Below are 21,631 nucleotides of genomic sequence, written 5' to 3'. Positions count from 1 at the left end.
ATCCCTAAAAGGAAGCGATATGGCATCCGTCCGGCCGGTCAGCCAAAGCAGCTGGACCGAAACCAAAGCACCTGACCTGGAAGATTTCGAGGCGATGGCGAGCGAGATCCTGTCCGGACTTCCGGACGACCTTCTGCTGCGCTGCGGTCATCTGCAGATCAGCCTGGCCGATTATGCGCCTGACGAGGTGCTGGATGAACTACGCATCGACGACCCGCACGATCTTCTGGGCCTGTTCGAGGGGCAGGGCTTAAGCGAGGGCGCGGAGAGCGTGCTGACCGGACAGATGCCCAACCGTATCTGGCTCTACCGCCGACCGATCCTGGATTACTGGGCAGCCATGGACGAGAGCCTGGGTGATGTCGTCGCCCACGTGCTGATCCACGAGATCGGACATCACTTCGGCCTGTCCGACCAGGACATGGAGCGGATCGAGGCAGCAGCGGAACGCTGAAACCCGTCCCACTAACAAAAAAGGCCTCCCGCGATTTCGAAACGCGGGGGACCTTTGTTGTTTTCGTCCTGCCGGAAAGCGCTTACTCAGCAGCTTCCTTCTGGGCGCGTGCGATGGATTCCAGGATTAGCCGCTTTGCGGATTCAACACCTTCCACGCCGGTGATCTTCACCCACTTGCCCGGTTCCAGATCCTTGTAGTGCTCAAAGAAATGCTTCACTTGGGCGATGGTGATTTCCGGAATATCTGACACGTCATTGACGTTGTCGTAGCGCTTGCTCAGCTTGTGGGAGGGAACCGCGAGGATCTTTTCGTCCTGGCCGGATTCGTCTTCCATCAGCAGAACGCCGATCGGACGGCAGCTCATGATGGCGCCCGGAACGATCGGGCGCTGGTTGACCACGATCACATCGATCGGATCGCCATCGCCGCACAGTGTGTGCGGGACAAAGCCGTAGTTGCCCGGATACCGCATCGGTGTGTACAGGAAGCGGTCGACGTACATCGCACCGGCTTCTTTATCCATCTCGTATTTGATCGGCTCGCCGCCAACGGAGACCTCGATAATGACGTTGATGTCTTCCGGTGGATTCTTGCCAATCGGCACAGCGTCGATACGCATTTAGAAAACTCCTGTTTTTCGTTGCTGCGTCTATCGCAATCCAGCCGAAGAAGTTCAAGCCCTTTATTTTTGCATTGCACCTAATTGATTAACATGCCTCTATTTTCGCCGCAGGTTCGGGAGGAGACAGATTCATGAAACGGCTCAGGCTTTCCCTTTTGGCGCTCAGTGGGTTGCTTGCGGCCCTGCAGGCTGCAACGGCGGCGCCAATCGAAAGCACCTATACTAAAATCCTGCTGGACGGCTGCCAGTTGATCACGTCCCCGGATGAGGAAGAGGGCACCTTCGGCGGTGCCTGGCAGTGCGCCGGTTACAAGGGCACGGGTGTCTATGTTGCCGAGGGCGACCTGCGCATGTTCGTTTCCTTTGGTCCCGATGCCGCCAACGAGCCCGCGGCAGGCCAGACACTGCCCAGTTTCAACTCGGTCAACGAAACGCTGGAATGGCGCCTCAAGGGGGGCGTTCCCTTTGCAACCATCCTGCGCTGGTTTCCGAGCCTCGAAGACAGTACCAAAACCGGCAGCGTGCTGATCGTGACCCAGTTGCTGCCCGGTGGCGGCACCTGTCAGATTGCCCGGATCGATGCTCAGGCCAACAAGAACGCCAACGAGATGGCGCGCCAGGCTGCTGATAGCATGGCCGGGTCTTTCGACTGCACGCAGCCGCCGCAGATCATCGGCAATCCCGGAATTCTTTACTAGGGCCACAGCCTGGGCAAGCACGCCATATGGGTCAGGTGCTTCCTTGTGGCCAGGCGTAGATGCTGAGGTCCAGTCTGCGGCCACCGATCCTGTACCAGGACTTTGCCGCAAGTTTGCCGCCGAGGGCCTTGTAAAAGGCGCGGGCCGGCTCGTTGGCGCTCAGCACCTGGACGGCAAGTCCGGGCATGTTTTTCGCCGCCAGCGTTTCGCGCACGTTCTGGAACAGGACCCGGCCGAAACCGAGGCCCTGATATTCCGGTTTCAGGTACAGCTCGTAGATCTCGCCGTCCATGCCGGTGCCGCTCAACCGGCAAGGCCCATAGGTCGCGTAACCGGCGGGAATTTCAGCAATGCTGAGGATCTTGATATCGACACCCCTGGCGAGCGCGCCGCGCCACCAGGTGCTGCCTCTGCGGGAGATCATCTTTTGCAGGTCGACACCGTGCAAGACTCCCCGATAGGCACCCAGCCAGGCTTCGCTGTGGATGCCGGCGAGTGCCTCACAATCGGCGGTTCGAGCCGCGCGCAGATCGATCAGGTCGGTTGTCATGCTCCTAGAAAGATACAGCAAGCATTCCGACGGAAAAGAGGCAATCTTGCCGTTACGGCGCCAATAATTGCGATTTCAGCGCAACCGGGATCCATCAGTTGAGTGGCCGGGCAGGACACACGGTCCTTGTCGTGCGATCCGTCCGGCCAAAGCCTATGAAAAAGTCTCAGGCTTTGTCGCCTTGCCGCAACCGGGCGAGGATTTCCTCGGCCAGATCCTGCCGCACCTTGCCGAGTGCCTTCAACTCGCTGGCAACCTGGTCGATTTCCTCACCTGTTGCGCCAACCATCAGGGCAACGTTCTGGGCGTGCAGGCCCATGTGGCCCTTCTGGATGCCGGTGGTGGCGAGTGCGCGCAAGGCACCGAAATTCTGTGCCAGGCCGACGGCAACGATGATCCGTGCCAGTTCGTCCGCCGTGGTCACGCCAAGGATTTTCAGGTTGGCCTGTGCGGTGGGGTGGATTTTTGTGGCGCCACCGATCAGCCCGACGGCCATCGGCAGTTCCAGGATGCCGACGAGGTTGCCGTCGCCGTCCTTTTCCCAGCGGGACATCGAGCGGTAGCGACCATCCCTGGCGGCAAAGGCATGGGCACCGGCTTCCACGGCCCTGGTGTCGTTGCCGGTGGCGAGAACCACCGCGCTGATGCCGTTCATGATGCCCTTGTTATGGGTGGCCGCCCGATAGGGGTCGGCATCGGCGAAGTGATAGGCCGACAACATGTCGTCGCGAACCTTTTCACCACCGATTTCCTCCAGCGGCCAGACGGCCCGCACACGGGCCACGCGGCGGTCGGCAAGGTTGGTCAGAATGCGGAGGAGACTGCGCGCGCCGGTCCATTCCTCCAGTTTCGGGGCCAGGGCTTCGGCCATGCTGTTGACGGCGTTTGCGCCCATCGCATCGCGCGTGTCGACGATGATGTGCACGATGGTCATCGGGCCTTCGGCCGTGTCGATCACCCTGATGTCGAGGTCGCGGAACCCGCCACCGAGCTTGACCAGAAGGGGATCGATCTCCTCGCAGATGGTGCGGATGTCATCGATGCGTTCCAGAACCTTCAGGCGGACGTTTTCCGGATCGCTGACCCCCAGAAGCTGGATCTGGGCCGCCATCAGCGGGCCGCTTGTCGAAGTCTTGAAGCCACCGGTTGACCGGCAGCGCTTGGCCGAGTTGCACACGGCGGCGATGACGGAAGATTCCTCGCTTGCCATGGGAACCAGCACGTCGCGCCCGTCCACGGTCATGTTGGTCGCGATGCCGACCGGAATGGAGATGCTGGAAATGGCGTTTTCAACGAGACGGTCGGCCAGTTCGATATGTCCGGAGGCCGCCTCCACAAGATCCGAGACGGACTTGTTGTCCAGCTTCGCCTGGCGCTGGACGGCCAGAAGCCGGCCGGACGGGTCCAGCTTGTGAAAACCTTCAATACGGGACGAAGTGACGTCACTCATCGGGGGAACCTGTCTGTCAATTGATCATGGATTGCGGCAGCCACAACACCAGCTCCGGAAACAGGGCGCAGATGAAGATACCGATGGCTTGCAGCAGGATGAAGGGAACGATGGCACGGTAGACCGTGCCCATGCCGATGCCGGCGGGCAGGACGCCCTTCATGTAGAAGAGCGTGTAGCCGAAGGGCGGGGAGATGTAGGCCATCTGCGCCGAAACGAGGAACAGGATGCCGAACCAGAGCCGGTCGAACTCAAGGAAATCGATCACTGGCAGGAACACGGGCACGCACAAGAGGATGATGCCCATTTCGTCCAGGAACATGCCGAGGAAGAACAGAATGCCCAGCATGACCGCAAGCACGATCCAGCGGTTGGTGTCGAGGTCCTGAATGAAGGACAAGAGGAAGTCCGCGCCGCCGGTGCCGGTGAAGATCGCAACGAAGGCCCGGGCGCCGATGGTGATCCAGAGGATCATGGCCGTCACCTTGACCACGTCCAGCGCGACGCCGGAGACGAGCTCCCAGCCGAAACGGCGCTCGATCAGGGACGACAGGAACGCCAGGAAGACGCCGACGGCCGCCGCTTCCGTGGGCGTCGCGATGCCCATGTAGATCGTACCCAGGACGCCGACGATGATCAGCAGCGGCAGGATGAGGGATTTCAGCGAAGCGATACGCTCTTCCCATGTCGCCGGGGCATCGTTGTCCGGGCGGGGGGCGATGGACGGATTGAGTGCGGACCGCAGGACGATGTAGCCGATATAGAGCGAGGCCAGCAGCAGGCCCGGCACCACGCCGGCGATGAACATCTGGCCGATGGAGGCCTGGGCGGTCACGGCATAGACGATGGTGATCACCGAAGGCGGGATCAGGATGCCGAGCGTGCCGCCGGCGCAGATGGTTCCGATGGCAAGTTCCGGACTGTATTTGCGCTTCAGCATGGATGGCAGGGCAAGCATGCCCATGGCGGCAACCGCTGCTCCGACGATGCCGGTCATGGCGGCGATGATCGTGCAGATGGCGATGGTGCCAACCGCAAGGCCGCCCGGCAGTCGCCGGGACCAGAGTTCCATGGCACGGTAAAGGCTCTCGATGACCCCGGAACGCTGAAGGATGCTGGCCATCATGACGTAGAGCGGGATCGCCAGAAGCGATTCCGACGTCATGGTGGAGTAGAGATTGAGCACGGTGACGGACAGGGCGGCAGGGCCCCAGAGCGTTATCGTGAAAACGAGGGCAAGTGCGCCGAGCGTGAAGGCAAGCGGAAGGCCTGTGAGCAGCAGACCCACCAGGCTGGCGAACATGATGGCAAGGACGAATTCGGAGCTCATGCACTTGCTCCCGTCTGTTCCCGCGCCGGACGTGCCGCGTTGAAGGCTTCAACAAGGGCCTGCGCAAACAGCAGCGCGAAGGAGAGTGGCACCACGAATTTCAGCCACCAGACCGGCGGGTTCCAGGCGGAAAAGCTGGTCTCGCCAAGGGAATAGGCATTGACTGCAAGCGGCCAGCTTACCCAGGCGAATACGCCCGCAAAGACCGCAATGACGAGATAGGAGAACACGTCGAGCGCCGCCTTTGGCCAGCCCGTCAGCTTTTCACTGAAGATGTCGACGGCAACGTGGCCCTTCAGATGAAGAAGGTAAGGTCCGGCCAGCATGAAATGCGGGCCGAAGATCAGCGTGCTGGCTTCCATGGCCCACACCGTCGGCGCATCGAACAGGTATCTTGCGACCACTTCGAAAAGCAGGATCGGCACCACCGCGAAGATGAGCGTCGCCGCAAGGAGGAAGAACAACCGGTTGACGCCGGTGACGATGGAACTGACGGATTTCATGAAGCTGAGCATTTGCCGATCGGAAAAACGGCCGGACGGCAAACGGCAGGGAGGTGCCGTCTACCGTCCGGTGGGAGGAAGGGTCAGATCAGCCCGAGGGCTGTCATGAACTCAATCTGGCTCGCGAGAACGCGATTTGCCAGGTCATCTTCCTTGGTAGCCTTTTTCCAGGACTCGACGGCCTTGGCCCGGTTGGCAGCGACATCGGCCGGGTCGAGCTGGATGACTTCGACACCCTGTTCGCCGTATTTCTTCAGGACATCGACATTCTGCACCATGATGTGCTGACGCAGCGAGCCGGAGATTTCCCGAGCCGCAACGGCAAGCGCCGCCTTGTAATCGTCCGGCAGGGCATCGTAAGCAGCCTGGTTGGCGACATAGCTGGTGGCGGTGGTCGGCTGATGGACGCCCGGCAGGATGATGAACTTGGCAACTTCGCCAAGGCCTGCCTCGTAGTTGGCGGTCAGATCGCCGCGGTCGGCAAAATCGATCAACCCTTTTTCCAGCGCGGTATAGACTTCCGCCGTCGGCAGCGGCGTCACGGAAACACCCTGGTCGGCCATGACCGCGGAAGCGAGCCCGACAAAGCGGCCCTTCTTGCCGGCCATGTCGGCGATGCTTTCCATCTTCACGGTCGAATGGATCGGCTCTTCGCCATAGACGGTGGGGGCAATGTAGAAGAGGCCAGCCCTTGCGTAGGCTTCGCGAGCGAGATCCAGACCACCCTTTTCATAGAACCAGGCTTCATACTGGTCGGACTCGGGAAAGCCGAACGGGATGGTGGAGGTGAAGGCGAACGCCGGAATCTTGCCGGCTTCATAGCCGTCAAAGGTCTTCATGAGCTGGAACGCACCGGCGCGTACGGCATCGAATGCCTGGTTGGCGGGTACGAGCTGGCCGGCTGAAAACAGTGTGATCTTGAACTTGCCGTCGGTCAGTTCGCTGACGCGCTCGACAAACTTCTTCTCGAATTCGAAAGGAGTGGTGCCGGCATCCCAGAGCGCCTGCATGCGCCACTCGACCGATTCCTGCGCCTTGGCAGCAATTGGTGCCGCGAGCACTGTGCCGCCAACGGCTGCGCCTGCAAGAAGGCTGCGTCTACTTACTTTGGTCATTTTTTCCTCCCAAGGAAATTGCCATTTGCTGGCATGATGGCGCAAACTGTCATAAAAATGATTGGGACAATCAAGGGACAGTTGTTGGATTTATAGGCAGCACTGTCCCAGAAACAATTGAGGGACAATTAAGGTGACGAGTAGCAGTCGGAAACTGTCTCGCGTTGACCAGATCGTCGAGAAGGTGGCGTTGTTGCTCGAGGCCGGGGCGTATAAGACCTTCGAGCGACTGCCTTCCATCCGTCAGGCTGCGCGGGAAAACGGCGTTTCCAAAAACACGATGGCGGAGGCCTACGACCGGCTGGTCGCCCGGGGACTTCTGGAAGCACGGGCCGGCTCCGGGTACTACATGTCACAGGTCGGACCTGCAACCAAGACCCCGCCTGCGCCTCATGTCACGGCTGCGGTCGATGGCATGTCGCTGCTGCGGGAGCAGTTGGAGCAGCACTATGAAGTGCGCCCGGGTGACGGGCGCCCGCCGCCGTCCTGGATGGAAGGGGCGGAGCTGCGCCGCCATTTCGCCAATGCCAAGACACCCTTTCCCGACGCGATCGAATTCGGCTACGGCAGTTCGTGGGGATATGGCCCGTTGAGAGACCGGCTGCGGATGCAGTTGCTGGAGCGGTCGATCCCGGCCGATCCGCAGGGGCTTCTTTTGACCCATGGCGTCAATCACGGTCTGGACCTGATCATCCGGCATCTGACAGAGCCCGGTGATACGGTTTTTGTCGATGAACCGGGCTATTACCCGCTCTTTTCCAAGCTGACCTTTGCCAAGGTGCAGATTGTCGGTATTCGGCGTGACCGGGACGGTCCGGACCTGGAAGACCTGACCGCGAAACTGGCTCTTTACCGGCCGAAGATGTTCGTGACCCAGTCCCACGGCCACAATCCGACCGGCGGATCGCTGTCGCCATCGCGGTCATTCGGGTTGATGCAGCTTGCCGAGCGCTGGGGGTTTCTTCTGGTCGAGAACGATGCGCTTGCAGACATCCTGCCGGCCACGCTGCCGAGGCTCGCTGCCCTCGACCAGCTCCAGCGCGTGCTTTATCTGGGTACCTTCTCCAAGACCCTGTCCGCCAGTCTCAGGTGCGGTTATGTGGCGGGAAACCCTGACATCATCCGCCGGCTTGCCGACATCAAGATGCTGACGCTGGTCAATTCTTCCGATCACGTGGAACGGTTCGTGTTCAACCTGATCCAGGCCGGGCACTATCTAAGGCACCTGCGCCGTCTCAGGAGCAGGGTGGAGGAGGCCTACAAGGCATCCTTCGGAACTCTGGAGGCCATCGGCCTGTCCGTCCGGGAATGTTCGATACCGGGGTTCTATCTCTGGGTGGAGTTTCCCGATGATGTGGACGAACGGGACCTGTGTGCAGCAGCCAGCCGACAAAGCATCTTCATTGCGCCGGGGTCCGTCTTCTATCCGAACCGGGAGACGCGGCAGAAGCCGGCGATGCGGGTCAACGTCGCCTATGGAACCGATGCAAGGCTGCTGTCATTCCTGCGGGATTTTCTGAAGTAAGCTGCAAGCAGAAGGGAAGGCGCGCCCAGAAATGAAAAGGGCCGGCATAATGCCGGCCCTTCAGTTGCCCTGATGTTTGACTCATTAAATCTGGTTGGCCAGTAAAAACCCCGGGGGGCTGGGGGGCTAATGCATTCCGCGGCTTCTACGGGCCATACCCATCAGGGTATGATCATAATATGGGTGGTTAAAATGGCTGGCCAAGGGCTGGAATGCGGCAAAATCAAGGAAATTTAAGCATTCTTTCTTGGCAAAGTGCCGTAACGTTCGTTTTTACACTTCTCCCCGGGAAACTTATTGGCAAAACTACGCTGGTGCCACGCCGGTGTTGGTCATTATGACGTTGCGGGCTTGCCAGACTGGCCAAAGAAGACGCATCATGACAGGCAGGTGACAGGTATTGCCTCGACGATTCTCTTGGCGATTGCCTGTTTCGGCGGAACCGCGAGCGGAATGGAGGCGGAATGAGCGAGGCCGACGACAGCGCGTTTCAGCGTGGTGCGGGGACAGGCCCGTCGCCACAACATCACCCGGCTCCCCCTCCCAAACCCATTGTTGCCTTCAACAGGCGCGAACTCGATGTCATCCTGCGGCTTTACGGGCGCATGGTTGCCGACGGCGAGTGGCGGGACTACGCCATTGATCTTCTAAAGGACCGGGCAATCTTCTCCGTGTTTCGCAGATCTTCCGAAATGCCGCTCTATCGGATCGAGAAGGATCCGAAGCTGGCCCGTCGCCAGGGCGCTTATTCGGTCGTGGCAACCGGGGGCATGATCCTTAAGCGTGGCCACGATCTGGCGCAGGTTCTGAGGGTTCTGGAGAAGAAAAAACACCTTCGGGTGGTCGACGCCTGAAGCTTCGTCGCCCAGGGCTTGCCGCAAGCCTCTCTGCTTCCTGGCGCTTCGCTGGCCATCGTGCCGATTGAAGGCTTCCAGAGGAGGATGAGGCGGCGCGAGGAGGGTCTTCAAGCCTGTTTTTCAGTCACAAAAAAGCCCGGCAGAGCCGGGCTTTTCCGTTTGTTCAAGAGACTGCGCTTAGTCGCGGTTGCCGAAAAGCTGCAGCAGCATGATGAACAGGTTGATGAAGTCGAGGTAGAGACGCAGAGCGCCCATCACGGACTTCTTCGTTGCGACTTCACCGCTGTCGCCTTCGTAGTACATTTCCTTGATCTGCTGAGTGTCGTAGGCAGTCAGGCCGGCGAACACCAGAACGCCGATCACGGAGATCGCGAACTGCAGAGCGGAAGATGCCATGAAGATGTTAACCAGCGACGCGATCACGATACCGATCAGGCCGATGAACAGGAACGAGCCCCAGCCGGACAGGTCCTTCTTCGTGGTGTAGCCGAACAGGCTCAGCGCGCCAAAGGTACCGGCGGTGATGAAGAAGACCTGCGCGATCGAACCCGGGGTGTAAACCAGGAAGATCGAGGACAGGGAGATACCCATCACGGACGCATACACAAAGAAAAGGGTCCGCGCTGCGCCGGCACTCATGGACTGAATGCGGAAGGACAGCCAGAACACCATTCCGAGCGGTGCGAGCATGACAACCCATTTCAGCGGGCTGTCGTAGATGGCAACACCGAGCTGGGTGAGCATGCGGCCATTGCCAAGGCTGGCGACGGCGGAGTTCGGATCGGTGGTCGTTGCAAGCATGACGGTTGCCAGCGCAAGAAAGCCGGTCAGCGCAAGGCCGATGGTCATGTAGTTATAGACGCCCAGCATGTAGGTGCGCAGGCCCTGATCGATGCCGGCCTCGGCGCGTGCGCCGGCGACGGTATACGCGCCTTGAGATTGACGGTCATAGGTCGACATGGTCGTATGAATCCCCTTCTAGATAGACGTGTGCATGCAATCGCGCATGCAACACAACTCCCTCAACATATGGGAAAAGCCTGCCTCGAGCACAAGTCGGATTCGATGAAAAGTTCGTAATCTTTGCGCTCGAGGCCGTTTAATTGAGCCTATCCTTAAGAACAGACTGAGATTCAGGCAGATTATTTCATGGCTTTGAGGCGGGATTCGATCTGCCTGTCGCAGGTGCCGCCTGGATTGCGAACGATTTCTTCCGACGCGAAGTCCAGGATTTCCTTCTCCGGATCGCGCATCTGCTCAACGCTCACGCCCGGCCTGAACCACTGCAGAACCGCATAGTCGCCACCTGCATCGGTGAGGAATGCGATCGGCTTTCCGTCCTCGGTAATGCCCATGCGGCCAACGCGAACTTCCTCGATGGACACCTTGCGGGCTTCGCCATCGATGGTCAGCCGGTTTTTCGAGACGTTCAGTTTCTTGAGTTTGGAGCCTTCGGTGCCAACCCAGTTGCCGAAGAAGCGTTTGCCCTTCTTCTCGACGGAGAGGCAGGAATTCTCGAAATTAGGAATCGACAGACGAACGGCGGAAACCTCGATCGGATCCTCGCCCTTGGGCGCAAGAGTATATTTCATCGCGTTGTCGCCGGTGCGGTACACCCGGATGCCGACCGGCGTGTAGCCGGAATCGTTCATGGAGCGGGTGAAGAAATCGAACTGGTTGGCGTCGTTGGTGCCGGCCCTGCGGTACAGCCAGCGCTTCGGCAAGCCGTTTTCGAACACGAGCCAGTCACTGACGACGAGGCCACGCGGGCCTTCCGGCGTGTTGAGCTGCCAGACCCCGGTATGAAACGGGCTTTCCGCCGAAGCCGCTGGAGCGAATGCCATGGCCGCAACTGCGGACAGGGCCGCCGCCCCGGCAATGGTCTTCAAACGCAATTTCGGGAAAAACTTGAACATGGAATGACCCCTTTTTAACAATCTGCCCAGAGCTGAACCGGATAGCCAAGATCTATTCAGTATGCAAGTTGTGCGGGGCTGAAGTTTTTCGCGACTGGATTGTATTTCAAGGCACTCTCAGGATCGAAAATTGCCAAAGCCGGCGAAGGCCGGGCCGGAATAGACCCGCGGCCGGCAAGAATGCATTCGGTTTTGTTTCGCCAGGGCAGTCAGGGCCTTGGAAATAGCCTGCTGGAAGGGGCTACACCCTAGAGGTTCCGCAAGACCGGCGCAGGTTTTTCACCCAGGACGCGCCAGGTGCCGATAAGACCGAAGCCAACCGTCAACACCAGCGCAATCAGCGCGGCTCCGGCTGCCGTCACCGGCATCATCACGAATGAGCCGTCCATGATCTGCGTGATCACGTACCAGGCGGCAACGCCGCCCGCCAGCAGGGCAAAAACCGCCGTTGCAAGGCCCAGGATGGCGTATTCGAGCGCATAGGCGAAGATCAGGCGTGCCCGTGTCGCGCCAATGGTCTTCAGGATGACGGCATCATAGATCCGGCTGCGATGACCGGCCGCAAGGGCTCCGGCCAGAACCAGCACGCTGGCGATCAGCGTGATCGAGCTTGCACCCCGGATCGCCCAGGCAAGCTGTGCCACAAGGTCGTTGACCTGCGAGATCGCGTCCTTCACTCGAATGGCCGTCACCGTCGGAAAGGCGTTCGAGACGGTCTTCAGGAGGCCCAGTTCTTTTTCTTCCGGGACGTCGTTGTCCCAGCCGAGGGTCATCAGGTGGGCGTGCGGGGCGCCGGCAAAGGTGTTGGGCGAAAACACCATCACGAAATTGATCGCAAGGGACTGCCATTCCACTGTCCGGGTGTTGGCAATCTCCGCCGTGATTTCCCGGCCAAGGACATTGACCGTGATCTGGTCGCCGATCTTCAGGCCGAGATCGGTGGCGGCTTCCGAATCGAAGGACACCAGAGGAATGCCGGAATAATCCTGCGGCCACCAGGCCCCCTCTTCCAGCTTCGAGTTCTTCGGCAGACTGGCGTCATAGGTTATGCCGCGGTCGCCGCGCAGCACCCAGCCGGAACCTTCCCGGGCGGGCACGAACTTGTCGGCCGCAATGCCGTTCAGCGAAACGATGCGCCCGCGCAGCATGGGGACGCTTTGCAGGTTGGCGGCGGGTGCCTCGGTCTTCAGCAGCACCTCGAAGGCATCGCGTTCATGGCTCTGGATGTCGATGAAGAAGAAACTCGGCGCCTTGTCGGCAATGGTCGCGGTCAGTTCGCGCCGCAAATTGCCGTCGATCAGGGCAAGTGCCACCAGCAGCGACAGGCCAAGCCCGAGAGACAGCACGACAGACGGGGTCAGTGCGCCGGGGCGGTGAATATTTGCTATCGCCAGCCTGAGCTCGGTCGAACGCACGCTGGGCAGGCGTCTGGCAACGGCCATGATGCCGCGGGCGACCAGCACCAGCAGCATGAAGGCAGCGGCGGAGGCCGCGATGTAGATACCGGCCATGCGCTGATCATGGGCCAGCAGAATGGCAATGGCGGCAAGGGCAAGAACGGTGACGCCGGTGGCGACAAGGTAGCGTTTGCGCGGCAGTTTGGCACCACCCGTCACGATGTCCCGGAAGAGCGCTGTTGGTGGCACGTCGTGCGCCCGGCCGAGCGGCCAGATCGCGAAAGCGAGCGCGGTCAGGAGGCCGTAGACGAGCCCGAGGGCAAGTTCCGCCGGATAAATGCTGGCTGCAAGCTTCACGGGCAGAACCGGTGCAAGGGCGGCGGCCGCGGCAAAGGGGATCAAGGCCCCCAGTGCAAGGCCGACCGCAATGCCGAGCAGGGCAAGCACCAGCATCTGAACCAGATAGATCTTGAAGACGAAGCCGCCTGTCGACCCCAGGCACTTGAGGCTGGCGATGACCTCGCGCTTGGTTTCCAGATACGCGCGGATGGCATTGGCGACACCGACGCCGCCGACCACCAGCGCGGTCAGGCCGACCAGCGTCAGAAACTGGGCGAAGCGGTCGATGCTGCGTTGCAGGCCTGGGGATGCATTGGCGCGGGACCGAATACGCCAGCCGGCATCCGGTTGCGCGGTCTTGGCCTCTTCGACGACCTCTTCCATCGTTTCCAGGTTGGGCGCCGGGTCCATGCGCACGCGGTAGTGCCAGCGCACCAGGCTGCCGGGCTGGATCAATCCGGTTTCGGGCAGGGCTGCATCGGATATCAGAAGGCGCGGACCAAACTCCATGCCGCCGGACAGTTTGTCGGGTTCATTGGCGATGGTGCCGGCAATGCGGATGGTGGCGCGCCCGAGCGACAGCGTATCGCCAACGTTTGCGCCGAGCCGCGCCAGAAGGGAGGGATCCGCAACGGCACCCCAGGTTCCGTCCTTCCGGGCCAGAGCCGCTTCCAGCGCCTCTCCGGACGCAAGCTCAAACGTGCCGTAAAGGGGGTAGGGGTTGTCGATGGCCTTCAGTTCGACGAGCGCCTGATCGCCGGTTTCCGGGCGACGGGCCATCGCCCGCATGGTCGCGACGCGGGACACTTCGCCAAGGCTGTTCAGATAGTCAAGCTGTTCGGCATCGGCTTCGCGGTGGATCAGCGAAAAATCGAGGTCTCCGCCCAGGATGGTCTGCCCCTCGCGGGAAATGCCTTCGGTCAGAGCCCGGGAGACAGAGGTGACGCCCGCAATGGCCGCGACGCCAAGTGCGATACAGGCGATGAAGATATAAAAGCCCTTGAGGCCTCCCCGCAGTTCACGGAAGGCGAACCGGGTTGCCAGGCGCATTGTCTGGTGGTTTGCCGGCACGGCTCCCGGGACAAACGCGCTCATGCAGACACCTCGCGGCGGGAGCGATCGGACGTTTCTTCCTCGATTTCGCCGGAGCGGACGCGGATCATGCGGTCGCAGCGGGCGGCAAGGCTCGGGTCGTGAGTGACCAGGACCAGCGTGGTGCCCCGGTTCTTCTGGGCGGTGAACATCAGGTCGACGATTTGCGCGCCCGTGCTTTCATCGAGATTGCCGGTCGGTTCGTCCGCAATCAGGATCTCGGGTTCGACGACCAGCGCCCGCGCCACGGCGACACGCTGCTGTTCGCCGCCGGACAGTTGCGCCGGATAGTGATGCATGCGGTGGCCGAGGCCAACGGCATCCAGTTCCGCCTTCGCCTTGTCGAAGGCGGAGGTGTCGCCTGCAAGTTCCAGAGGAACGGCCACGTTTTCCAGCGCCGTCATGTTGGGCACGAGATGAAACGACTGGAAGATGATGCCGACGTTGCGGCCTCGGAAGCGGGCGAGCTGGTCTTCCGACAAGGGGCCGAGTTCCGATCCGGCGACGTTGACCGCCCCTTCGTCGGCACGTTCCAGGCCCGCCATGACCATCAGCAAGGTCGATTTTCCGGAGCCTGACGGGCCCACAAGGCCGACCGAGGCCCCCTTCTCGATCTGAAGGTCGATCCCCTTCAGGATATGCACCCGCCCGGCGCCTTCGCCGAGGGTCAGGTGAACGTCTTTGAGGGCGATCGCTGGCGAATTTGTCATTCTCTGGCCTTTACAATGGGCGTGTGATCGTCTTCCTGACGTATACAAGCCCTCGACAATTGGACGCTCTGCGACCATATGGGCCTGTTGTAAAGCGTCTTCCAGTCCCAAAAGAGGGTTCAAGTGAACCGATTTATTGCCTGCCTGACGATTATCGTCCTGTCCTTCCTGCCCGTAACGGCTCAGGCGGCCGATCTGAAGCTGGTGGTTCTGGGGGACAGCCTGTCCGCAGGCTATCAGCTCTCCGCGGGCGAAGGGTTCACAGACCAGCTCCAGAAAGCGCTCGACGCGAAGGGACAGTCGGTAGACGTCATCAATGCCGGTGTGTCAGGCGATACCTCCAGCGGCGGGCTGTCCCGGCTGGACTGGTCCGTCGGGCCGGACACCAATGCCGTGATCCTGGAACTGGGGGCGAATGACGCCTTGCGCGGGATCTCGCCGGAGCTGACGCGCAAGAATATCGACGAGATCGTCCGCCGCCTGACAGACCGGGGCATTACGGTGCTTGTCGCGGGCATGATGGCGCCGCGCAATCTCGGCCCGGAATATGCCGACGCCTTCGATCCGATCTACTCGGATGTTGCCAAGGCGCACGATGCGTTGTTTTATCCGTTCTTTCTGGAGGGCGTTGCCCTCAATCCCGATCTCAACCTTTCCGACGGTATGCATCCCAACGCCAAAGGGGTGGAAATCATCGTCGAAAACATCTTGCCGAAAGTGGAAGAGCTTTTGGCCAAAGCCCAATCCTAGGGGCTTTACCCTTGACCCGGGGAGGAAGCCGTTCCGGCTTCCGGGATGCCCCATTTTCAAAATTTGAAGGATAGTCTTATGGAACAGCGCCGTCTTGGCCGCACCGATATAACGGTCAGTGCCCTTAGCCTGGGGACCATGACCTTCGGGGAACAGAACTCCGAGGCGGAAGGCCACGCCCAGATGGATCGCGCGGTCGAAAAGGGTATCAATTTCTTCGATGCAGCCGAGCTTTATCCGATCCCGCCGAAGAAAGAGACCCAGGGCCGGACCGAACGCATCATCGGCACCTGGTTCAAGAAAACCGGCATGCGGGACACGATCGTCATGGCCACCAAGGTGGTTGGGCGGACCGACATGGACTGGTTCCGTGAAAACGGCGAAAAAGCGAAACTGGTTCGTGAGCAAATTGAATTTGCGGTCGACCGCAGCCTGAAGAACCTGGAAACCGACTACATCGATCTGTACCAGATCCACTGGCCGGACCGGAACGTCGGCGGCTTCGGCTCAAACCCGACGCGCTGGACAGATGTCGAGCCTGCGCCGGACGAAAACAGCATTCAGTCGACGCTGGAAGTTCTGGGAGACCTGGTCAAGGCCGGGAAGATCCGGCATGTGGGCGTGTCGAATGAAAGCGCCTGGGGCACGATGCGCTACGTGGCTGCGTCCGAAATGTATGACGTGCCGCGGGTCGTCTCCATCCAGAACGCCTATTCGCTCGTCAACAGGACCTTCGAAACCGGCCTTGCGGAAGTGGCCCAACGCGAAAATGTCGGGCTTCTGGGTTATTCCGCGCTGGCACAGGGCTATCTGACGGGCAAATACCGCAATGGGGCTCTTCCCGCAGGCGCTCGCAAAACCCTGTTCAACCGGCTGCAGCGTTACGAGGACCCGCGCTCTATCGAGGCATTCGACGCCTATGTGGACCTTGCGAAGGAGGCCGGGCTCGATCCGTCGCAGATGGCGCTGGCCTTTGCCATGTCGCGGTCGTTCATGACGTCGGTTATTCTGGGCGCCACCTCGCTGGAGCAACTGGACACCGATATCGGCGCCGCCGACATCACGCTCAGCGAGGATGTTCTGGAGAAAATCGACGCGCTGCACCAGCAGTTCGGCAATCCGGCACCGTAAGAAGCTGTAACTGCCTGATCGCTCATTCTTTTCAGAGAATCATTTGCAAATCGGAAGCCGGGCTGGTGAGCAACCAGCCCGGTTTTTATTTGAGCGCCACGCTGAATTTTTGAACGGGCTCAAAATGTTAGCTTTTTGTCTTGCGATTTTCATGAAGTTGATTCCTCATGGGATTTATCAGCGACAGCGGAGGGAACACCCATGCCGCGCCTTTTTACAGGCCTTGAGATACCGTCCCAGACGGCGCTCATGCTTTCGATGCTCCGGGGAGGCCTTCGGGGCGCCCGCTGGATCGATCCGGAGAACTACCACATCACCTTGCGCTTCATCGGCGACATCGACGACCGCACGGCCGACGAGGTTGTCGCGGCGCTCGACCGTATCCGCAGGGACCCGGTGGAAATCCGGCTCAACGGACTTGGCTCTTTCGGCAACGGCAAGCCGCATGCGGTCTGGGCAAGGGTGGAGCCGACGGCTCAGCTTGCCGAATTGCAGGCCGAGCAGGAGCGCATTCTCCAGCGCCTGCACCTACCGGCCGAGCGACGCAAATATGTACCGCATGTCACCCTGGCCCGCTGCAAGACCTCGACAAACGAAGATGTGGCCAAGTGGCTGAGCGAGCGCGGCAATTTCCAGGCGCAGCCCTTCATCGCCGGACGGTTCGTGCTGTTTTCGGCAAAGTCGAGCGTCGGTGGCGGCCCTTATCTCGTGGAAGAGGCCTATCCGCTGGCTGCGTGACGCCCGCGATCTGGTGGTTTTTACGGCAGGGCTCTCCGGTTTGCGTCCCGGCAGCACGAACCCAAGCCTTTGCCGGTTTGCGGGTCACTTTTGGCTGAAATCCTGAAAAAGATTGCACCGACCCAACGCGAAAAAATGACGCACGCTGGCGTCTGCACTCCTTCTTTGATGGTTAAAAGTGACAGGAAGGCGCCGCTGGACTGTGCGGTTTTTGGGCAGGCCGGTATTCAAGTGCAGTGAAAAAGGCTGTTTTGCCTAAACAATAAGTCGACTGAATTCTCTGAATGATTGAGTGACTTGAAGTATAAACCTGTGGTTTATAAGTTGGTTGGCTAAGTATTTAAGCTGCGTAAAGGAATATTAATCGCTTGAGCGTTTTCTGGGCACACTGTGCAAGGCTCGAAAAAGAGCTGTCCCGAAAAAAGAGACCATTATGAAGTTCTTTGCAGATCTGCCTATAGCGGCGCGTGTCGGAGCGCTGTCCGCGATTGCTGTTGTCGCCATTGGCGTATTGCTTGGTACGGCCCTCTACAGCCAGCAAATCGTATCGCGTGAAATCGACAATCTGGCTGAATACTCGCAAATGGACTTTAAGGTTTCGCAGGTTCAGGCTCATGCCCAGAATATGCAGCGCAGCCAGAAGGACTTTCTTCTGAACAAGGATCTTGCCTTCGTCGAGGAGTACAAGGCCGAATTCGAGAAAGCCCAGAGCAACCTGAACGATGTCGATACCAAGCCGCAATCGGCTTCCATCAAGGATAATATCGCCAAGCTTCGTAGCGTTCTGGACCAGCACAAGGCAAAGTTCGACGCTCTGACAGATGAGCTTACCCGAATGGGGCTTGACGAAAGCGCCGGACTGCAAGGTTCTCTGCGCACTGCCGTCCATGACGTGGAAAGCAAGCTGGATGCCGCCAATCTGGACGCCTTGACCGTCAAGATGCTGATGATGCGCCGTCATGAAAAGGATTTCATGATGCGTGGAGACGAGAAATATGTCGGCAGGATCGATGAGCGGCGGGCCGAGTTCGCGGACCTGCTGCCGAAAAGCGGGTTGCCCGAGGCAGAACAGGCTGAAATCGGCAAGCTGCTGGATACTTACCAGGCCTCTTTCCGGGCCTATGCGGAAATGTCCTTGAAGATCACTACCGATCTGGCGGAGATCGAGTCGATTTACGCCCAGGTTGGCCCGGAATGGGCGGTGATGTCTGAAGCTGCCTATGCAGGCAAACTGGCGGCTGGCGAAACGTTGGACACGGCCCAGGCCTTTTCCAAAAAGACATTCCTGACGGTTTCCGCAATCGCGCTGGCGCTGTCCATCGGACTAGGCTGGCTGATCGGCCGCAGCATTACGAGGCCGGTGAAAGCACTCACCGGAACCATGGGAACGCTCGCTGGCGGATCAATTGATGTTGACGTCCAGTACACCGACCGCAAGAGCGAGATCGGTAGCATGGCCCGCGCCGTGGAGGTTTTCCGCGCCAATGCTGTCCGGACCCGCGAACTGGAAACGGAGCAGAAGGAACAGGAAGCAAGAAACGCCGCCGAACAGAAGCGGATCATGATGGAGCTTGCCGACAGTTTCGAAAGTTCTGTTGGCGAAATCGTACAGGCGGTGTCGTCCTCGTCGTCCCAGCTGGAATCGAGCGCAAGTTCCATGAGCGCGACCGCCGAGCAGACCCAGCAGCAATCTTCGAACGTTGCCGCGGCAGCCGAACAGGCATCCGCCAACGTTCAGACCGTCGCTTCCGCAGCTGAAGAGCTGTCGTCGACGGTTTCCGAAATTTCCCGGCAGGTTGCCCAGTCTTCCAACGTCGCTGCCACGGCAACAGCGGAAGCCAAGAAGACCAACGACCAGGTGCAGGGGCTCGCTGAAGCCGCCTCGCGCATTGGTGAAGTGGTGAAGCTCATTTCCGATATCGCCGAGCAGACAAACCTTCTGGCGCTCAATGCCACTATTGAAGCGGCGCGTGCGGGTGAAGCCGGCAAGGGATTTGCCGTCGTTGCGTCGGAAGTGAAGGAGTTGGCCAGTCAGACGACGAAGGCGACCGAGGAAATCTCCCAGCAGATTTCCGGTGTCCAGTTGGCGACCCGTGACGCGGTTTCGGCTATCGACAGTATCACAAAGACGATCTTCGAAATCAACGAGATCGCCGGTGGGATCGCGGTGGCCGTCGAAGAGCAGGGTGCGGCAACCACCGAGATCGCGCGCAATGTTCACGAAGCTTCGACTGGTACGCGGGACGTGACACGCAATATCAGCAGCGTCAGCGAAGCAGCCACCCAGTCGGGGCAAGCGGCAGAAGAGCTGCAGGCGGCGTCCGGCACGCTTGCGAGCAATGCCCGGGCGCTTCAAGCGGAGGTCGACGGCTTTCTGGCACGCGTACGCGCTGGCTGAAATCAGGTGCCCAGCAGGCCGGCATAAACGTCGAGCGTGCGGGCGCACATGGTTTCGACAGAGAAATTCTTGCGGACATGGGCCAGTGCCCGGTCCGCAACCTGCGTTTTCTCTTCGTCGTTCTGGCTCAACACCTGAATGATGGTGTCCGCCAGAGCTTGAGGGTCGCCCGGTGCCACCCGCCAGCCGGTGCGTTCGCTTTCAGCCGTGTCGGGCGGCGCGAGTACGGTTTCGGGCACAGCCCCGAGATCGGAAACGATGACCGGAACCCTTGCGGCCTGCGCCTCCACGGCCGCGCGGCCGAAAGCCTCCGGTTCGACCGAGGCCACGATGGCAATATCAGCGAGTGCCATGGCGGCGGGAACGTCGGCGCAATGACCGACGATCCGAACCTTGTCCTGCAGGCCGTTGTCGGCGACCAGCTTCTTCAATTCCGCCAGATAGCCGTCGCGGCCCTGGGCATCACCCGCGAGGATCGCGATCGGGTCGGTCAGGGTCTTGTCTTTCAAGAGTGCCATCGCCTCGATCACGACACGTTGCCCCTTCCAGGCGGTCAGCCGGGCCATGTTGATGAGGATCGGCCGTCCGGCAGGAATGCCCCACTGGTCCTTCAGCGCCTGCAGCCGGAGCGCGCTGACGTTGTCCGGCAGCAGGCCCTTCAGATCGGAGCCGCGCTGGACCACGGTGATCTTGCCTTTCGCAAACGGATGCCGCTCTTCGATCAGCCGGCAGATGAAGTGCGAATTGGCGATCACCGCATCGCCCCGAGCCATGACCGAATTATACCAGCCTTTCAGCGCGTTCGATTGATTGTAGGTGCCGTGGTAGGTGGTTACGAATGGCGTTTTGGTGCGCCGTGCGGCCCACAGGCACGACCATGCCGGTGCCCGGCTGCGGGCATGAAGCAGGCTGACATTGCGTGTGGTCACGATTTCCGCCAGCCTGGCGGCGTTTTTCCAGAGGACAGCCGGGTTTTTCGATTTGACGGGCAGGACAATGTGTTCGGCGCCAAGAGCTTCCAGCTCCGACACCATCTGGCCGCCCTGGCTTGCAACAAGAGCCGTTCCTCCGGCCGCCACCACCGCTTTGGCCACATCAAGCGTCGTGCGTTCGGCGCCGCCGGAGTTGAGATCCGGGATCACTTGCAAAATCGTGGTCTCAGGGGGCAGATGAACCAAATCGGATCTCCGGTGAACTGGTCAAGGCGGGGGCGTCTGTGCCAAATGGCACGGACAGAAAACATCTATCAGAACGAGAGCCTTAATATGGGTGATTCCGAACTGCAATTCATCCAGATCGGAAAAAACGACGCCAAACGCCGGATTGCCGTGCGCAATTCCCCGGGTTCGTCGGCCGGTTCGCGACCCGACATCCTGTGGCTGTCGGGGTTCAAGTCGGACATGTCCGGCACCAAAGCCGAGGCCTTGGCCGAAGAGGGCGCGCGAAACGGGCAGGGCGTGGTGCGGTTCGACTATTCCGGCCATGGCCTGTCGGGCGGCGATTTCGAAGATGCCTGCGTTTCGGACTGGCTGGAGGAGGCGCTTGCGGTTTTCGACGCCTATTGCCCGGGCGAAACCGTGTTGGTCGGTTCCTCCATGGGGGGCTGGATCGCCTTGTTGCTGGCACTGGCCCGCAAGGGCAGCGGCCGGATCAAGGGCCTGGTGCTGATTGCTCCTGCGGTCGATTTTACCGAGGAGCTGATGTGGAAACAGCGCTTCAGCGTCGAGATCCGTTCCACCATCCTTGCCGATGGGCGCTGGGAACAGCCGTCGGCCTATAGCGACGCACCTTATGTGATCACGCGCAAGCTGATCGAGGATGGGCGCACTCACCTGCTTTTCGGAGCGCCGCTTCATCTCGGGGCTCCCGTCACCATCCTGCAGGGCGCACAGGACCCGGATGTGCCGGAAAGCCATGCACGCCGTCTTGTTGACGCCCTGCCGCTGGACGACGTCACCTTTTCGCTGGTGCCGGATGGCGACCACCGTCTGTCCCGGCCACAGGACATCGACCTTCTGCTTCGGGCGGTTGGGGAGATGTCTGCCAGATAGGG

At 60.3% G+C, this 21,631-nt stretch carries 20 protein-coding genes; 9 read left to right on the top strand and 11 right to left on the bottom strand.

The window, feature by feature from the left end; all coding sequences use genetic code 11:
• Positions 1-19 precede the first annotated feature (19 nt).
• Entirely contained in the window at positions 20-454 is a 435-nt protein-coding gene (locus tag SIAM614_RS22845; RefSeq protein WP_006938284.1) for a metallopeptidase family protein, read from the top strand.
• A gap of 82 nt (positions 455-536) precedes the next feature.
• On the opposite strand, the gene ppa is transcribed toward SIAM614_RS22845, so the two are convergent.
• The gene (gene ppa / locus SIAM614_RS22840) at positions 537-1,076 is read right to left on the bottom strand and encodes an inorganic diphosphatase (protein ID WP_006938283.1); all 540 of its coding nucleotides are present in this window, start codon (positions 1,074-1,076) and stop codon (positions 537-539) included.
• 134 nt (positions 1,077-1,210) lie between these two features.
• Between ppa and SIAM614_RS22835 the strand changes: the two genes are divergently transcribed.
• Entirely contained in the window at positions 1,211-1,777 is a 567-nt protein-coding gene (locus tag SIAM614_RS22835) for a hypothetical protein (protein ID WP_006938282.1), read from the top strand.
• A gap of 31 nt (positions 1,778-1,808) precedes the next feature.
• Here the strand turns inward: SIAM614_RS22835 and SIAM614_RS22830 are convergent, their stop codons facing one another.
• From SIAM614_RS22830 to dctP, 5 genes are all read right to left on the bottom strand, one after another.
• Positions 1,809-2,327, bottom strand: coding sequence for a GNAT family N-acetyltransferase (locus tag SIAM614_RS22830; protein ID WP_006938281.1), 519 nt, complete (start codon positions 2,325-2,327; stop codon positions 1,809-1,811).
• 166 nt (positions 2,328-2,493) lie between these two features.
• Positions 2,494-3,777: a hydroxymethylglutaryl-CoA reductase, degradative gene (locus tag SIAM614_RS22825; RefSeq protein ID WP_006938280.1), complete on the bottom strand. Its 1,284-nt coding sequence runs from the start codon at positions 3,775-3,777 to the stop codon at positions 2,494-2,496.
• A 16-nt stretch (positions 3,778-3,793) separates the two neighbouring features.
• Entirely contained in the window at positions 3,794-5,107 is a 1,314-nt protein-coding gene (locus SIAM614_RS22820) for a TRAP transporter large permease (RefSeq protein WP_006938279.1), read from the bottom strand.
• Positions 5,104-5,610, bottom strand: a complete 507-nt coding sequence (locus SIAM614_RS22815) for a TRAP transporter small permease subunit (protein ID WP_157140025.1) — start codon at positions 5,608-5,610, stop codon at positions 5,104-5,106. Before SIAM614_RS22815 ends, SIAM614_RS22820 begins: the two co-directional genes overlap by 4 nt.
• Before the next feature lie 83 nt (positions 5,611-5,693).
• Entirely contained in the window at positions 5,694-6,725 is a 1,032-nt protein-coding gene (dctP, locus tag SIAM614_RS22810; RefSeq protein WP_006938277.1) for a TRAP transporter substrate-binding protein DctP, read from the bottom strand.
• 133 nt (positions 6,726-6,858) lie between these two features.
• Between dctP and SIAM614_RS22805 the strand changes: the two genes are divergently transcribed.
• Positions 6,859-8,250, top strand: a complete 1,392-nt coding sequence (locus SIAM614_RS22805; protein ID WP_040440890.1) for an aminotransferase-like domain-containing protein — start codon at positions 6,859-6,861, stop codon at positions 8,248-8,250.
• Positions 8,251-8,714: 464 nt separating this feature from the next.
• Positions 8,715-9,104, top strand: a complete 390-nt coding sequence (locus tag SIAM614_RS22800) for a DUF2794 domain-containing protein (protein ID WP_006938275.1) — start codon at positions 8,715-8,717, stop codon at positions 9,102-9,104.
• 180 nt (positions 9,105-9,284) lie between these two features.
• Here SIAM614_RS22800 and SIAM614_RS22795 read toward each other — a convergent pair whose 3' ends face one another.
• From SIAM614_RS22795 to SIAM614_RS22780, 4 genes are all read right to left on the bottom strand, one after another.
• Positions 9,285-10,067 carry a Bax inhibitor-1/YccA family protein gene (locus tag SIAM614_RS22795; RefSeq protein ID WP_006938274.1) on the bottom strand — a complete coding sequence of 261 codons (783 nt, stop codon included), beginning with the start codon at positions 10,065-10,067 and terminating at the stop codon, positions 9,285-9,287.
• A 182-nt stretch (positions 10,068-10,249) separates the two neighbouring features.
• Entirely contained in the window at positions 10,250-11,023 is a 774-nt protein-coding gene (locus SIAM614_RS22790; protein ID WP_006938273.1) for a hypothetical protein, read from the bottom strand.
• 248 nt (positions 11,024-11,271) lie between these two features.
• The gene (locus SIAM614_RS22785; RefSeq protein ID WP_198137374.1) at positions 11,272-13,854 is read right to left on the bottom strand and encodes an ABC transporter permease; all 2,583 of its coding nucleotides are present in this window, start codon (positions 13,852-13,854) and stop codon (positions 11,272-11,274) included.
• On the bottom strand, positions 13,851-14,561 hold the full coding sequence (locus SIAM614_RS22780; protein WP_006938271.1) for an ABC transporter ATP-binding protein: 711 nt from the start codon (positions 14,559-14,561) through the stop codon (positions 13,851-13,853). The genes SIAM614_RS22785 and SIAM614_RS22780 overlap by 4 nt, the downstream gene beginning before the upstream one ends.
• Positions 14,562-14,684: 123 nt before the next feature.
• Here SIAM614_RS22780 and SIAM614_RS22775 point away from each other — a divergent pair, with 123 nt between their 5' ends.
• From SIAM614_RS22775 to SIAM614_RS22760, 4 genes are all read left to right on the top strand, one after another.
• Positions 14,685-15,311 (top strand): arylesterase, encoded by a 627-nt coding sequence (locus SIAM614_RS22775; protein WP_006938270.1) that lies wholly within the window; start codon positions 14,685-14,687, stop codon positions 15,309-15,311.
• A 78-nt stretch (positions 15,312-15,389) separates the two neighbouring features.
• Positions 15,390-16,442, top strand: coding sequence for an NADP(H)-dependent aldo-keto reductase (locus SIAM614_RS22770; RefSeq protein WP_006938269.1), 1,053 nt, complete (start codon positions 15,390-15,392; stop codon positions 16,440-16,442).
• 201 nt (positions 16,443-16,643) lie between these two features.
• Positions 16,644-17,180 carry an RNA 2',3'-cyclic phosphodiesterase gene (thpR, locus tag SIAM614_RS22765; protein ID WP_040440889.1) on the top strand — a complete coding sequence of 179 codons (537 nt, stop codon included), beginning with the start codon at positions 16,644-16,646 and terminating at the stop codon, positions 17,178-17,180.
• A 433-nt stretch (positions 17,181-17,613) separates the two neighbouring features.
• Positions 17,614-19,578 (top strand): methyl-accepting chemotaxis protein, encoded by a 1,965-nt coding sequence (locus SIAM614_RS22760; protein ID WP_006938267.1) that lies wholly within the window; start codon positions 17,614-17,616, stop codon positions 19,576-19,578.
• Positions 19,579-19,580: 2 nt separating this feature from the next.
• Here the strand turns inward: SIAM614_RS22760 and SIAM614_RS22755 are convergent, their stop codons facing one another.
• Complete coding sequence (locus tag SIAM614_RS22755; RefSeq protein ID WP_229597998.1) at positions 19,581-20,756, bottom strand: glycosyltransferase family 4 protein; 1,176 nt, start codon at positions 20,754-20,756, stop codon at positions 19,581-19,583.
• Positions 20,757-20,843: 87 nt separating this feature from the next.
• Here SIAM614_RS22755 and SIAM614_RS22750 point away from each other — a divergent pair, with 87 nt between their 5' ends.
• Entirely contained in the window at positions 20,844-21,629 is a 786-nt protein-coding gene (locus SIAM614_RS22750; RefSeq protein ID WP_040440887.1) for an alpha/beta hydrolase, read from the top strand.
• The last annotated feature ends 2 nt before the right edge of the window (positions 21,630-21,631 follow it).

The sequence above is a fragment of the Roseibium aggregatum IAM 12614 genome (assembly GCF_000168975.1).
In the GTDB taxonomy this organism is placed as follows: Bacteria; Pseudomonadota; Alphaproteobacteria; order Rhizobiales; family Stappiaceae; genus Roseibium; species Roseibium aggregatum.
This window is presented reverse-complemented; position numbering and strand designations above follow the sequence as displayed.

Excerpts from the sequence above, each read along its gene's own strand:
- SIAM614_RS22845 (WP_006938284.1), top strand. The coding sequence starts at position 20 with ATGGCATCCGTCCGGCCGGTCAGCCAAAGCAGCTGGACCGAAACCAAA.
- ppa (WP_006938283.1), bottom strand. The coding sequence starts at position 1,076 with ATGCGTATCGACGCTGTGCCGATTGGCAAGAATCCACCGGAAGACATC.
- SIAM614_RS22835 (WP_006938282.1), top strand. The coding sequence starts at position 1,211 with ATGAAACGGCTCAGGCTTTCCCTTTTGGCGCTCAGTGGGTTGCTTGCG.
- SIAM614_RS22830 (WP_006938281.1), bottom strand. The coding sequence starts at position 2,327 with ATGACAACCGACCTGATCGATCTGCGCGCGGCTCGAACCGCCGATTGT.
- SIAM614_RS22825 (WP_006938280.1), bottom strand. The coding sequence starts at position 3,777 with ATGAGTGACGTCACTTCGTCCCGTATTGAAGGTTTTCACAAGCTGGAC.
- SIAM614_RS22820 (WP_006938279.1), bottom strand. The coding sequence starts at position 5,107 with ATGAGCTCCGAATTCGTCCTTGCCATCATGTTCGCCAGCCTGGTGGGT.
- SIAM614_RS22815 (WP_157140025.1), bottom strand. The coding sequence starts at position 5,610 with ATGAAATCCGTCAGTTCCATCGTCACCGGCGTCAACCGGTTGTTCTTC.
- dctP (WP_006938277.1), bottom strand. The coding sequence starts at position 6,725 with ATGACCAAAGTAAGTAGACGCAGCCTTCTTGCAGGCGCAGCCGTTGGC.
- SIAM614_RS22800 (WP_006938275.1), top strand. The coding sequence starts at position 8,715 with ATGAGCGAGGCCGACGACAGCGCGTTTCAGCGTGGTGCGGGGACAGGC.
- SIAM614_RS22795 (WP_006938274.1), bottom strand. The coding sequence starts at position 10,067 with ATGTCGACCTATGACCGTCAATCTCAAGGCGCGTATACCGTCGCCGGC.
- SIAM614_RS22790 (WP_006938273.1), bottom strand. The coding sequence starts at position 11,023 with ATGTTCAAGTTTTTCCCGAAATTGCGTTTGAAGACCATTGCCGGGGCG.
- SIAM614_RS22785 (WP_198137374.1), bottom strand. The coding sequence starts at position 13,854 with ATGAGCGCGTTTGTCCCGGGAGCCGTGCCGGCAAACCACCAGACAATG.
- SIAM614_RS22780 (WP_006938271.1), bottom strand. The coding sequence starts at position 14,561 with ATGACAAATTCGCCAGCGATCGCCCTCAAAGACGTTCACCTGACCCTC.
- SIAM614_RS22770 (WP_006938269.1), top strand. The coding sequence starts at position 15,390 with ATGGAACAGCGCCGTCTTGGCCGCACCGATATAACGGTCAGTGCCCTT.
- thpR (WP_040440889.1), top strand. The coding sequence starts at position 16,644 with ATGCCGCGCCTTTTTACAGGCCTTGAGATACCGTCCCAGACGGCGCTC.
- SIAM614_RS22760 (WP_006938267.1), top strand. The coding sequence starts at position 17,614 with ATGAAGTTCTTTGCAGATCTGCCTATAGCGGCGCGTGTCGGAGCGCTG.
- SIAM614_RS22750 (WP_040440887.1), top strand. The coding sequence starts at position 20,844 with ATGGGTGATTCCGAACTGCAATTCATCCAGATCGGAAAAAACGACGCC.